This is a genomic window from Streptomyces arenae, from assembly GCF_022343545.1.
Classification (GTDB): Bacteria; Actinomycetota; Actinomycetes; order Streptomycetales; family Streptomycetaceae; genus Streptomyces; species Streptomyces humi.
The window spans coordinates 234530-246546 of the sequence record NZ_JAKQYH010000002.1 but is presented as its reverse complement, the minus strand read 5'-3'; the positions used below and the strand labels follow the sequence as shown (position 1 = coordinate 246546).

Below are 12017 nucleotides of genomic sequence, written 5' to 3'. Positions count from 1 at the left end.
CCGTCCGGCTCGCCGATGGCGCCGCCGCGCTCCTTCCTCTGGTCCCGGCGGATCTTCCTCACGCTGCTCACCGGGTTCGTGCTGGTCCCCGTGTACGTGATGGTCTCCAGCTCGCTGAAGCCCCTCGCGGACGTCACCGGCAAGTTCCGCTGGGTGCCCAGCGGCCTGACCATCCGCCCGTACATCGACATCTGGTCGACGGTCCCGCTCGCGAAGTACTTCGTGAACTCGCTGATCGTGTCGGTCGCGGCGACGGTCTGCTCGGTGGTCGTCGCGGTCTTCGCCGCCTACGCGGTCAGCCGCTACGACTTCCGCGGCAAGCGGGTCTTCACGGTCACCGTGCTCTCCACCCAGATGTTCCCGGGCATCCTCTTCCTGCTCCCGCTGTTCCTGCTGTACGTCAACATCGGCAACGCCACCGGCATCGCCCTGTTCGGCTCGCGCGGCGGCCTGATCCTGACGTACCTGACGTTCTCGCTGCCGTTCTCGATCTGGATGCTGATCGGGTACTTCGACTCGGTTCCGCGGGACCTGGACGAGGCGGCACTGGTGGACGGCTGCGGCCCGCTCGGCGCGCTGTTCCGGATCGTGGTCCCGGCCGCGATCCCGGGCATCGTCGCGGTCGCCGTCTACGCCTTCATGACCGCCTGGGGCGAGGTCCTCTTCGCCTCCGTCATGACCAACGACACCACCCGCACCCTCGCCGTCGGTCTCCAGGGCTACTCCACGCTCAACGACGTGTACTGGAACCAGATCATGGCCGCCTCGCTGGTGGTGAGCGTCCCCGTCGTGGCCGGCTTCCTGCTGCTCCAGCGCTACCTCGTCGCCGGACTGACGGCCGGCGCCGTCAAGTGAATCCGCCTCGAAAAGCCAGTTCCGAAAGGACTTACGTGACCATCGACCTCGCCGCCCTGCCGCACGACTTCCTGTGGGGCACGGCAACCGCGGCGTACCAGATCGAGGGAGCCGTCGACGAGGACGGCCGTGCGCCCTCCATCTGGGACACCTTCTCGCACACCCCGGGGAAGATCGCGAACGACGACAACGGCGACGTCGCCTGCGACCACTACCACCGCTGGCGCGAGGACATCGGCCTGATGCGCCGGCTCGGCACCAACGCCTACCGGCTGTCGGTCGCCTGGCCCCGCGTGCGGCCCGGCGGCGACGGCCCGGTCAACGCCAAGGGCCTCGACTTCTACGACGAGTTGATCGACGGCCTGCTGGACGCGGGCATCACACCGTCCGTCACCCTCTACCACTGGGACCTGCCGCAGGCCCTCCAGGACCGGGGCGGCTGGCCCGAGCGGGCGACCGCCGAGCACTTCGCCGCGTACGCCTCCGTGGTCGCCGACCGGCTCGGCGACCGGGTGCACCACTGGACCACCCTCAACGAGCCGTCCTGCTCGGCCTGGATCGGCCACCTGGAGGGCAAGATGGCCCCCGGCTGGACCGACCTCACGGCCGCCGTCCGCGCCTCCTACCACCTGCTCCTCGGCCACGGCCTGGCCGCGCAGGCGATCCGCGCCGCCGCGCCCGGCGCCCAGGTCGGCATCGTCAACAACCTGTCCACGGTGTTCACGGTGACGGACCGCCCCGAGGACGCGGCCGCCGCCCGCCGCCAGGACGGGCACGTCAACCGCTGGTGGCTGGACCCGGTGCACGGCCGCGGCTTCCCGGCCGACATGGTCGAGACCTACGGTGTCGAACTTCCCGAGCGCCCCGGCGACCTGGAGACCATCGCCACCCCGCTGGACTGGCTGGGCCTGAACTACTACTTCCCCGCGTTCATCGAGGACGACCCGGACGGCCCCGCGCCGTACGCCCGTTCCGTCCACCGCGAGAACGTCCCGCGCACCGGCATGGACTGGGAGATCGACGCGAGCGGTATCGAGACGCTGCTGCTGCGCCTCACGAACGAGTACGGCGCCCGCAAGCTCTACGTCACCGAGAACGGCTCCGCCTACCCGGACGTGGTACGCCCCGACGGGACGATCGACGACCCCGAGCGCCAGGAGTACCTGGCCGGCCACCTCGCCGCCTGCGCCTCAGCGGCCCGCAAGGGCGCCCCGCTGGCCGGCTACTTCGCCTGGTCGCTGCTGGACAACTTCGAGTGGGCGTACGGCTACGACAAGCGCTTCGGCCTGGTCCACGTCGACTACGAGACCCAGGTCCGCACGATCAAGGGCACCGGACGCCGGTACGCGGACATCATCCGCGACCACCGGGGACAGGCCAGCAAGGCGGCCTGACCCGGACCGGGCCGCCGTCCGGCCCGACACGACCGCGGTGGGCGCGGTCCAGGGGAGTTCCGCGCCCACCGCACGCCCGACCGTCATGCGCACGAGCAACAGGCACGGAGATCAATCTGTCATGTCCGCGACACAAGCGAAGGTACCGCCGACGCTCAGGAGACCCGCATGCGATCCCGAATCCCCCGTACCCTCATGGCCGCCCTCGCGACGGCCGCCCTGCTGACCTCGGGCATCAGCGCCCTGGCCGCACCCGCGTCCGCCGCCACCGCCGCCGCCTGGGACACCGACCGGGCCGGCGCCGCCTACGCCGCGAACCCGGCCGCCGTCACCGCCTCCGGCTCCGAGAACGCCGGCACCACACCCGGCCTGGCCTTCGACGGCAACGGCGCGACCCGCTGGTCCAGCAACTTCGCCGACGATGCCTGGATCCGCGTCGACCTCGGCACCACGATCCGCATCGACAGCGTGGTGCTCGACTGGGAGGCCGCGTACGGCAAGAAGTACGTCCTCGAAGCCTCGAAGAACGGCACGGACTGGACGCCCTTCTACACCGAGACCGACGGCACCGGCGGCTCGGTCACCGCGCACACCTACCCGCAGGAGGTCACCGGCCGCTACGTCCGGATGCGCGGCGTCCAGCGCGCCACGCCCTACGGCTACTCGCTCTGGAACCTCAAGGTCTACGGCGGTGAACCCGCCCCGGCGTCCTCGACGGTCACCAACCTCGCCCTGAACCACCCCGCGTACTCCAACTACTACCAGCACGCGGGCAATTCACCGGCGTTCGCCACCGACGGCGGCTGGCCCGCCGACCTGAAGGGCGACTCCACACGCTGGTCGAGCGACTGGAATGCCGACCGCTGGATCTCGGTCGACCTCGGCGCCACCGCGACCGTCTCCTCGGTCGACCTGTACTGGGAGTCGGCATACGCCGTCGACTACCTGCTCCAGGTCTCCGACGACAACACCAACTGGCGTACGGTGTACGAGCCTTCCGCCGCGGACATCGCCGCCCGCCGTGCGAACGTGGCCTCCCCCTCGGACGCGGCGGGCCGTCACGACACCGTCACCCTGCCCTCCCCGGCGACCGGCCGCTACGTCCGCATGCTCGGCAAGGAGCGGCGCAGCTTCTACAACCCGGCCCCCTACACGGCCCAGTTCGGCTACTCCCTCTACGAGTTCCAGGTCTGGGGCACCGGCGGCAGCGCCTCGGCGGCCTATCCGGCGCTGCCGGGTGACCAGTCGGGCACCTACCAGACCACGTTCTTCGACGACTTCACCGGCTCCGCCCTCGACCGCTCCAAGTGGCGGGTGGTCCGCACCGGCACCGAGATGGGCCCGGTCAACGGCGAGTCCCAGGCGTACGTCGACTCCACGGACAACATCCGGACGCAGAACGGGGAGTTGCTGCTGAAGGCGAAGTACTGCAAGGGCTGCACCCAGGCGGGCGGCGGCACCTACGACTTCACCTCCGGCCGCATCGACACCAACACCCACTTCGACTTCACGTACGGCCGTGTGAGCGCGCGCATGAAACTCCCGGTCGGCGACGGGTTCTGGCCCGCCTTCTGGCTGCTCGGCAGCAACGTCGACAACCCGTCGGTCTCCTGGCCGGCCTCGGGCGAGACCGACATCATGGAGAACATCGGCTACAACAACTGGACGAGCACCGCCCTGCACGGCCCCGGCTACTCCGCCGACGGGAACATCGGCGCCCGCCAGACCTTCCCGAACGGCGGCACCATCGACCAGTGGCACACCTACGCCGTCGAATGGACCCCCACGGCGATGCGCTTCTACGTCGACGACGCCCTGGTCCAGGAGACCACCCGCAACAAAGTGGAGTCGACCCGCGGCCAGTGGGTCTACGACCACAACCAGTACGTCATCCTCAACCTCGCCCTGGGCGGCGCCTACCCGGCCGGCTGGAACCAGGTCACCACCCCTTACTGGGGCCTGCCCCAGTCCAGCGTCGACAAGATCGCGGCCGGGGGAGTGCAGGCGGAGGTGGACTGGGTCCGCGTCGAGCAGAAGCGGTGAGGAACCGGACGCGGGGGGAACAGGCCGCCTCGAAGGCTTAATACATATAGTGTGCAGGTGCGTGACTACTGCATCAGAGTGGCGACCCGCGACGACCTCGGCGGCGCGCGGGCCGTCATGCTCGACACCGTCTACCGGGACTTCGGGACCGGGTACGTGCCGCGGTGGCACGGCGACATCGTCGATCCGGCCGGGTACTACCTCGCCTCCCGTCGGCACACGCTCCTGGTCGCCGTCGACGGGGGCGGGCAGGTGGTCGGGACCGGGGCGCTCGACTCGCGGGGGCCCGCTCACCCCCCGAATCCGCGGGAGTTGGCCGAGCGGTACCCGTCGGGGGAGACCGCGCAGGTGCGGCGGCTGTACGTGCGGCCGGAGGGCCGGCGGCGCGGAATCGCCCGTCGACTGGTCGCCGAACTGGTCGACTTCGCGGTCGCCGACGGCGGGTACCGGGCCGTGTATCTGCACACGGACCCCGCCGTGCCCGGCGCCGAGGCGTTCTGGCGCTCGCTCGGCGAGGTCGTGCTCGACGAGCGCGAGGGTCCGGGAGGCGGGCAGGGGATCGTGCACTTCGAGGTGCCGATGAGGCGAGCGGTGACGGCCAGGCGCTGACCCGTGCCGACCCTGCTGTGGCGAGCCGTGCTCGCGGCCGGCCTGGTGTGCGGGATCGGGGTGCTGCCCTGGCTCGCGGATACCGACCCCGCGCTGACCGTCCTCAAGGCGCGCTCCCAGGACCGCGACCCCACGCCCGAGGTGCTCGCCGGCATACGCGACCGACTCGGCCTGGACAAAGGGCCGTTCCACCTCCTCGCCGAATGGGCGGGCGGGCTGCTGCGGGGCGACGCCGGACGGTCGTGGATCTCCGGCGGAGAGGTGACCCCTGCCGTCCTCCAGGCGCTCGGTGCCTCCCTGCTGCTGATGACGGTCGCCCTCGTGATCGCCGTCTGCACCACCGGCCTGGTGTGCGCCCGCACCCTGAGGTCGGGCGGCGCCCGCCGCTCCGGCGGCACCGCGTCCGCGATGCTCGCCGCGCTGCCCGAGTTCCTCACCGCCTCCGTCCTCGCCACCGTCGTCGGCGTCCAGCTCGGCTGGCTGCCCGCCCTCGGCTGGTACGGCCTCCGCTGGACCGTGCTGCCCGCACTCGCCCTCGGCCTGCCCGCCGGCGCCGTCCTCGGCCGGCTCCTCGACGACCTGCTGCCGGGCGCCTTCGCCGAACCCTGGGCACGGGCCGCGGCCGCCCGCGGCCTGCCCCCGCACCGCGTCGCCCGCCAGGCACTGCGGCGCTGCCTCCCCGGCCTCCTGCCCAACGCCGGCCTGTTCGTCGTCGGCCTCACCGGCGGCGCCGTCGCCGTGGAGCAGATCTTCGACATACCGGGACTCGGCCGCACCACCCTCCAGGCCGCCCTCGCCCAGGACCTGCCCGTCCTCCAGGCGGGCACCCTGGCCCTCCTCCTGCTCGCCACGGCCGCCGCGCTCACCGGCCGCGCGCTGGTACGACTGCTCGTCGGCCCCGCCCTGAACGACCGAGCGCTGCCCGCGCCGCCCCGGACCGCCCCGCCCGCCCGCCGGACCACCCCGCTCGTCCTGGCCGCCGTACTGCTCACGGTCGTCGGCACCGGACTGCCCCGCGACCCCCTCGCCCTCGACACCACCGAGCGGCTTCGACCGCCCTCCCCGGCGCACCCGTTCGGCACCGACGCGCTCGGCCGCGACCTGCTCGCCCGGATCGCGCACGGCGCCCTCGACACCCTGCTGCTCGCCCTCGCGATCAGCGCCGCCGCCCTGTTCGCCGGCGTGCTCCTCGGGCTGCTGCCCCGGCTCTCCGGACCGCTCGTCGACACCGTCAACGCCCTGCCGCCGGTACTGGCCGCCCTGCTGGTCACGGCGGTCGCCGGCGGGGGACCGCACACCCCCGCCCTCGCCGTCGCCGCGGTGGCCTGGGCACCCCTGGCCGCCCACACCTCCGCACTGCTCCGGCAGGAACGCGCCACCCTCCACCTCACCGCCACCGCCGCCCTGGGCGCCGGCCGCCGGTACCTGCTCCGCCATGAACTGCTGCCGGCCGTGGTGCCGCCCGTCGTCCGGCACGCACTGCTGCGGCTGCCCGGCGTCGCACTCGCCCTCGCCTCGCTCGGTTTCCTCGGCCTCGGCGCCCAGCCGCCGTCCCCGGAATGGGGCCGGCTCCTCGCCGAGAACCAGCCGTACGCCGAACGCGCCCCCTGGGCGGTCCTCGCCCCCGCTGCCGTACTCGCCCTGCTGGGCGCGCTGGCCGTGACCGCGTCGACCGCGGGCACCGGGCGGACACGGAAACCGAGACCGACGTGAACCCGAGGGGCGCGTCACCGCTTTCCTGCAGGGGGCGCGTCACCGCGTTCCTGAGGGGGCGCGCGTCAGTCCGTTCCCTTCGTGGCTGAACCTGGTGTCCGCGCCACGCGTACCTTCCCAGCGTGGGAGGATCGCTCACCATGAGTGCGTCACCGGCGGTACGGAGCCTGCGGGCCGCGGTGTTCGCCGCGGTGTGCGTGCTGCTGGCCGCCGCCGGGCACGGCCTCGCCATGGGCGACATGCCGCCGCTCTGGGCCGACGCGGCCGGATTCGCCGCGGTCTTCGTCCTCGGCCGCGCCCTCGCCGGACGCGAGCGCGGACTGCCGGAGATCGGCGCCGGCATGCTCCTCACCCAGGCGGGTCTGCACATGGGCTTCGACGCGGCCCGCCGGGTCACGCCGGTCCACACCGCGCGCATGGCCGACATGCCCATGAACATGCCGATGCACGGCCACACCATGGCCGCCGGGACGGCACCGCACGCGCACGCCCTGACCGCGCACGCCACCGTCGCCCACGTCGCCGCCGCCCTGGTCGCCTCCTGGTGGCTGCGGCGCGGCGAGGCGGCGCTGTGGTCGCTGCTGCGCCGCGCGGTCGCCCTCGTCCCCGGACTCGCGGCCTGGTGGGACGACGTCCCGCTGCCCACGCCGGCCGACCGCGGCCTTCCCGCCCTCGCCCGGCCCGTCCGCCCCCGGCTGCTCACCCTGCGGCACGCGGTGAGCCGACGTGGCCCCCCGAGCCCGATCCCGTACACGGTCTGACCTCGCACCAGCCGTCCATACCCTTCCTTTTCCTTCCTTCGTACGGAGATCCACTCAGCCATGTCCGCAACCCGCGCCACCCTGCGCCGCGCCGCCACCGTCACCGCGCTCACCGCAGCCTCCGTCCTGGTCGCCGCCGGAGTCGCCGCCGCGCACGTCACCGTTCACCCCGAGAGCTACGCCAAGGGCGCCACCGACGGGGTGCTGACCTTCCGCGTGCCCAACGAGGAGGACACCGCCGCCACCACCAAGGTGCAGGTCTTCCTGCCCACCGACCACCCGGTCCTCGGCGTCCTCGTCACCCCGCAGGCCGGCTGGACCGCCAAGGTCACCACCACCAAGCTCAAGACGCCCGTGAAGACCGACGACGGCACGATCACCGAGGCCGCCTCCGAGATCACCTGGACCGGCGGCAGGATCGGCGCCGGCCAGTACGTGGACTTCGACGTGGCGTTCGGTCAACTGCCCGAGAACACCGACCAGCTGACGTTCAAGACGCTCCAGACCTACTCCGACGGCAAGGTCGTCCGCTGGATCGAGCAGGCCCAGGGCGGCGACGACGAGCCGGAGAACCCGGCGCCCACGCTCAAGCTGACGGCGGGCGACGACACGGCGGCCTCGGCCGCGCCGACGGCGAAGAGCACCGGCGCCAAGGAGACGTCCGCGTCCGCCGACACCAGCGACTCCACCGCCCGTGGCCTCGGCGTCGCGGGCCTGATCGTCGGCGCCCTGGGCCTCGCGGCGGCCGCGTTCACCTTCGTCCGGACCCGCGGCGCACGGTCGTAGGCAACGACCAGGGGCCCGGACCATCCCCCGGTCCGGGCCCCTGCTCCTGCCGTCCTCGCCTACCGCGCCGCGAGTTCCAGCAGTTCACGTTCCAGCGCGGCCACCGACGTGTCCTCCAGCGCGGCCACCGACGCGTCGGCCTCGTCGGCCGCCCCGGTCCCCGCCGTCGTCGCGGCCCCGGACGTCGTCTCCCGCGCCGCGATCCGCTCGTTGCGCCACAGCCACACCACGTCCCGCCCGAAAGACCACACCAGGGAGCCCAGCGCCAGCAGCACCACGGCCAGGTTGGCGAGGTGGGGCAGCAGGTCCGCGCCCGCCAGCAGCAGGCAGACGCCCTGCATCGCGGCGACCGTCTTGCGGGCCATCGAGTGCGGCAACGGCGCGTTCAGCCAGGGCGCGAACTTCGCCGCCGCGACGAACGCGTAGCGCATGGCGCCGATCAGCAGCACCCACGGCCCGAGCTGCGTCGAGACGTACACGCTCAGCACCAGGATCAGGAACGCGTCGACCTCCATGTCGAAGCGGGCGCCCAGCGCGGTGGACGTCCCCGTCCTGCGGGCCACCTTGCCGTCGACGCCGTCGAGGATCAGGGCCACCGCCGTCAGGCCGACCAGGAGGGTGACCGGCGGGGAGCTCTCGAAGGAGTCGGCGACCAGGGCCGTCACCCCGCCGACGAGGATCGCGCGGCCGAGGGTCACCCGGTTGGCCGGGCCGAAGGAGCGCGGCCGGGCGCGGTGCAGGGCCCTGGAGAGCACCGCCCAGGTGGCTGTCGCGAACGCGAGGCCCGTCAGCCAGCCCGCCGGCCCCATGCCGATGGCGGAGCCCAGCAGCGCCAGCAACAGGATCTGCACGCCCGCTCCCACAGCGGTCTCCTGCTGGACCAGCCTGGCTTCGTAAGTGTTGTTCAGGGCCACCGCACGTCCTCCGGCCGAGTGACAGAGTCGATCAACGCCGCGTACTGTGCGCGGCCTGTGCACTTATCGCTGTGCACACCTCGGTACGTGAACAACTTCCCGATCGTTCAGGAGGATGCCGATGAACCGCTCGGCCCGCGCGTTCTGGCTCCGCTCTCCGGGCCACGGAGAGCTGCGTGACGTCCCCCTCGCGGCGCCCGCCCAGGACGAGGTGCTGGTCCGCGCGCTGTACTCCGGAGTCAGCCGGGGCACCGAGACCCTGGTCTTCCGCGGAGGCGTCCCGGAGAACCAACACGCGGTGATGCGGGCCCCGTTCCAGGAGGGCGAGTTCCCCGGTCCGGTGAAGTACGGCTACCTCAGTGTCGGGATCGTGGAGGAGGGGCCCGATGAGCTGACCGGGCGTACGGTCTTCTGTCTGTATCCGCATCAGACGCGTTACGTCGTTCCGGTGAGCGCGGTGACGGTGGTACCGGAGCGCGTACCCCCGGCGCGCGCGGTGCTCGCGGGCACCGTGGAGACCGCGGTGAACGCCCTCTGGGACGCCGCGCCCCTGGTCGGCGACCGGATCGCGGTGATCGGCGGCGGCATGGTCGGCTGCTCGGTCGCGGCCTTGCTCGCCCGCTTCCCCGGGGTACGGCTCCAGCTGGTCGACGCCGACCCGGCCCGCGCCAAGACCGCCGAGGCCCTGGGCGTCGACTTCGCGGCCCCCGAGGACGCCCTCGGCGGCTGCGACCTGGTCGTGCACGCCAGCGCCACCGAACAGGGCCTGACCCGTGCCCTCGGGCTCCTCGCCGCCGAGGGCACGGTCCTCGAACTCAGCTGGTACGGCGACCGGCGTGTCGCCCTGCCGCTCGGCGAGGCCTTCCACTCCCGCCGCCTCACCGTGCGCAGCAGCCAGGTCGGCACCGTCTCCCCGGCCGCCCGGTCCGGCCGGAGCTACGCCGACCGCCTCGCCCTGGCCCTGGACCTGCTGGCCGACCCGGCGCTGGACGCCCTCATCACAGGCGAAAGCGCGTTCGAGGAGCTGCCGGAGGTCCTCCCGAAGCTGGCCTCCGGGGAGATCCCCGCCCTCTGCCACCGGGTCCGCTACGGCGACACCGGCTGACGCGATGTCCAATGCGCCCCCGCCAAGAGGTCCTGACCTGAGAAAAGAGTGAGAGTGGACTGAACACGGGGAAGTCGAGAGCCGTATTAAGGGGTCCCCCGGCAGGCATCAGCCGGGGGACCAGACGCGCCGCACCTGGAGGGTCGTCCGTTGTTCAGCATCACCGTCCGCGATCACATCATGATCGCCCACAGTTTCCGCGGCGAGGTGTTCGGGCCCGCGCAGCGACTGCACGGCGCCACGTTCCTCGTGGACGCCACCTTCCGCCGTGAGCAGCTGGACGACGACAACATCGTCGTCGACATCGGTCTCGCCACCCAGGAACTCGGCGCCGTGGTCAGCGAGCTGAACTACAGAAACCTCGACAACGAGCCGGACTTCGCCGGGATCAACACCTCCACGGAGTTCCTGGCCAAGGTCATCGCGGACCGGCTCGCCGAGCGCATCGAGAAGGGCGCGCTCGGCGAGGGCGCCAAGGGCCTCGCCGGACTGACCGTCACCCTCCACGAGTCGCACGTCGCCTGGGCGAGTTACGAGCGTGCCCTGTGACCGACATGGCCATCGGCCGCCCGCCGGCCCTCACCTACGTGCCCGCGCAGCGCGCGGCCACCGCCGACCCCTCGGGCCAGAACGCCCCCGCGAACATCGGGATCCTCCCCATGTCCCTGCGCACCGTGCACTTCCTCATGCCGGGCGGCGTCGACGACCCGGCCCAGCCGAGCGGCGGCAACGCCTACGACCGGCGGGTCTGCCTGGACCTGCCCGGCTTCGGCTGGCAGGTCACCCGGCACGTGGTGGCCGGCTTCTGGCCGCGCCCCGAGCAGGCCGCCCGGGACAGCCTCGCCCGGACCCTGCGCGAACTGCCGGACGGCTCGGTGGTCCTCGTGGACGGCCTGGTGGCCTGCGGTGTCCCGGAGATCGTCGTACCCGAGGCCGAACGGCTGCGGCTCGCCGTCCTCGTGCATCTGCCGCTGGGCGACGAGACCGGTCTCGACGCGGCCGTGGCCGCCGACCTGGACGCCCGCGAGCGCGCGGTGCTGCGCGCCGTGCCCGCGGTGATCGCGACCAGCGACTGGGCGGTACGACGGCTGGTCTCGCACCACGGCCTGGCCCCCGACCGGGTCCATGTGGCCGCCCCGGGGGCCGACATCGCCCCCCTGGCCAGTGGCACCGACGGGGTCTCGCACCTGCTGTGCGTGGCCGCCGTCACCCCGCGCAAGGGCCAGCACCGGCTGGTCGAGGCCCTCGCCGCGGTCCGGGACCTGCCGTGGACCTGCACCTGCGTCGGCGGACTCGGCCAGGATCCCGAGTACGTCGCCCACCTGCGGTCGCTGATCGCGCGGCACGGGCTGACCGACCGGCTGCACCTGGCGGGCCCGCGCTCCGGCGCCGACCTGGACGCCAGCTACGCGGCCGCGGACCTGATGGTCCTCACCTCCTACGCCGAGACCTACGGCATGGCGGTCACCGAGGCCCTCGCCCGGGGCATCCCGGTGCTCGCCACCGACGTCGGCGGGCTGCCCGAGGCGGTCGGCCGCGCCCCCGACGGCGGGGTGCCCGGCATCCTGGTGCCGCCGGAGGACCCCGCCGCGCTCGCCGCCGAACTGCGCGGCTGGTTCGGCGAGGCGGACGTACGCCGCCGTCTCAAGGCCGCCGCGCGCGGCCGGCGGGCGGCGCTCGACGGCTGGGCGACCACCGCCCGCAGCCTGGCCGGAGTCCTGCTGAGGCTCCCCGACGAACCGCGGAGGGCGGCATGACCGGCATGACGAGTGAGACGACGACCACTGCTCCGGTCGGAGCGATCCCCGCGCAGCCGGGGCCCGGGGATGTCACGGAC

General features: G+C 72.9%; 11 protein-coding genes. 10 read left to right on the top strand and 1 reads right to left on the bottom strand.

The window, feature by feature from the left end:
* The first annotated feature begins 15 nt into the window (after nucleotides 1-15).
* The 7 genes from MB828_RS01125 to MB828_RS01095 all read left to right on the top strand — a co-directional run bounded on the left by MB828_RS01125 (nucleotide 16) and on the right by MB828_RS01095 (nucleotide 8161).
* Nucleotides 16-855, top strand: a complete 840-nt coding sequence (locus MB828_RS01125) for a carbohydrate ABC transporter permease (protein WP_301646684.1) — start codon at nucleotides 16-18, stop codon at nucleotides 853-855.
* 35 nt (nucleotides 856-890) lie between these two features.
* On the top strand, nucleotides 891-2249 hold the full coding sequence (locus tag MB828_RS01120; RefSeq protein ID WP_301646525.1) for a GH1 family beta-glucosidase: 1359 nt from the start codon (nucleotides 891-893) through the stop codon (nucleotides 2247-2249).
* Between the two features lie 168 nt (nucleotides 2250-2417).
* Nucleotides 2418-4292 (top strand): discoidin domain-containing protein, encoded by a 1875-nt coding sequence (locus tag MB828_RS01115; RefSeq protein ID WP_301646524.1) that lies wholly within the window; start codon nucleotides 2418-2420, stop codon nucleotides 4290-4292.
* Nucleotides 4293-4349: 57 nt separating this feature from the next.
* Complete coding sequence (locus tag MB828_RS01110) at nucleotides 4350-4901, top strand: GNAT family N-acetyltransferase (protein ID WP_430381314.1); 552 nt, start codon at nucleotides 4350-4352, stop codon at nucleotides 4899-4901.
* Between the two features lie 3 nt (nucleotides 4902-4904).
* Nucleotides 4905-6614, top strand: coding sequence for an ABC transporter permease subunit (locus tag MB828_RS01105; RefSeq protein ID WP_301646522.1), 1710 nt, complete (start codon nucleotides 4905-4907; stop codon nucleotides 6612-6614).
* Between the two features lie 140 nt (nucleotides 6615-6754).
* Nucleotides 6755-7375: a hypothetical protein gene (locus MB828_RS01100; RefSeq protein ID WP_301646521.1), complete on the top strand. Its 621-nt coding sequence runs from the start codon at nucleotides 6755-6757 to the stop codon at nucleotides 7373-7375.
* A gap of 60 nt (nucleotides 7376-7435) precedes the next feature.
* Nucleotides 7436-8161 carry a YcnI family protein gene (locus MB828_RS01095; protein WP_301646520.1) on the top strand — a complete coding sequence of 242 codons (726 nt, stop codon included), beginning with the start codon at nucleotides 7436-7438 and terminating at the stop codon, nucleotides 8159-8161.
* A gap of 59 nt (nucleotides 8162-8220) precedes the next feature.
* Here MB828_RS01095 and MB828_RS01090 read toward each other — a convergent pair whose 3' ends face one another.
* Nucleotides 8221-9075: a CDP-alcohol phosphatidyltransferase family protein gene (locus MB828_RS01090; RefSeq protein WP_301646519.1), complete on the bottom strand. Its 855-nt coding sequence runs from the start codon at nucleotides 9073-9075 to the stop codon at nucleotides 8221-8223.
* Between the two features lie 121 nt (nucleotides 9076-9196).
* On the opposite strand from MB828_RS01090, the gene MB828_RS01085 reads away from it, so the two are divergent.
* The 3 genes from MB828_RS01085 (at nucleotide 9197) to MB828_RS01075 (ending at nucleotide 11937) form a co-directional block, all read left to right on the top strand.
* Entirely contained in the window at nucleotides 9197-10180 is a 984-nt protein-coding gene (locus MB828_RS01085; protein ID WP_301646518.1) for a zinc-dependent alcohol dehydrogenase, read from the top strand.
* A gap of 150 nt (nucleotides 10181-10330) precedes the next feature.
* Entirely contained in the window at nucleotides 10331-10729 is a 399-nt protein-coding gene (locus MB828_RS01080) for a 6-pyruvoyl trahydropterin synthase family protein (RefSeq protein WP_046728401.1), read from the top strand.
* 5 nt (nucleotides 10730-10734) lie between these two features.
* Entirely contained in the window at nucleotides 10735-11937 is a 1203-nt protein-coding gene (locus MB828_RS01075) for a glycosyltransferase family 4 protein (RefSeq protein ID WP_430381316.1), read from the top strand.
* Nucleotides 11938-12017: the final 80 nt, after the last annotated feature.

What these genes read in the sequence shown, in the direction of transcription:
- MB828_RS01125 (WP_301646684.1), top strand. Translation starts at nt 16, where the DNA reads ATGGCGCCGCCGCGCTCCTTCCTCTGGTCCCGGCGGATCTTCCTCACG.
- MB828_RS01115 (WP_301646524.1), top strand. Translation starts at nt 2,418, where the DNA reads ATGCGATCCCGAATCCCCCGTACCCTCATGGCCGCCCTCGCGACGGCC.
- MB828_RS01100 (WP_301646521.1), top strand. Translation starts at nt 6,755, where the DNA reads ATGAGTGCGTCACCGGCGGTACGGAGCCTGCGGGCCGCGGTGTTCGCC.
- MB828_RS01095 (WP_301646520.1), top strand. Translation starts at nt 7,436, where the DNA reads ATGTCCGCAACCCGCGCCACCCTGCGCCGCGCCGCCACCGTCACCGCG.
- MB828_RS01085 (WP_301646518.1), top strand. Translation starts at nt 9,197, where the DNA reads ATGAACCGCTCGGCCCGCGCGTTCTGGCTCCGCTCTCCGGGCCACGGA.
- MB828_RS01075 (WP_430381316.1), top strand. Translation starts at nt 10,735, where the DNA reads ATGGCCATCGGCCGCCCGCCGGCCCTCACCTACGTGCCCGCGCAGCGC.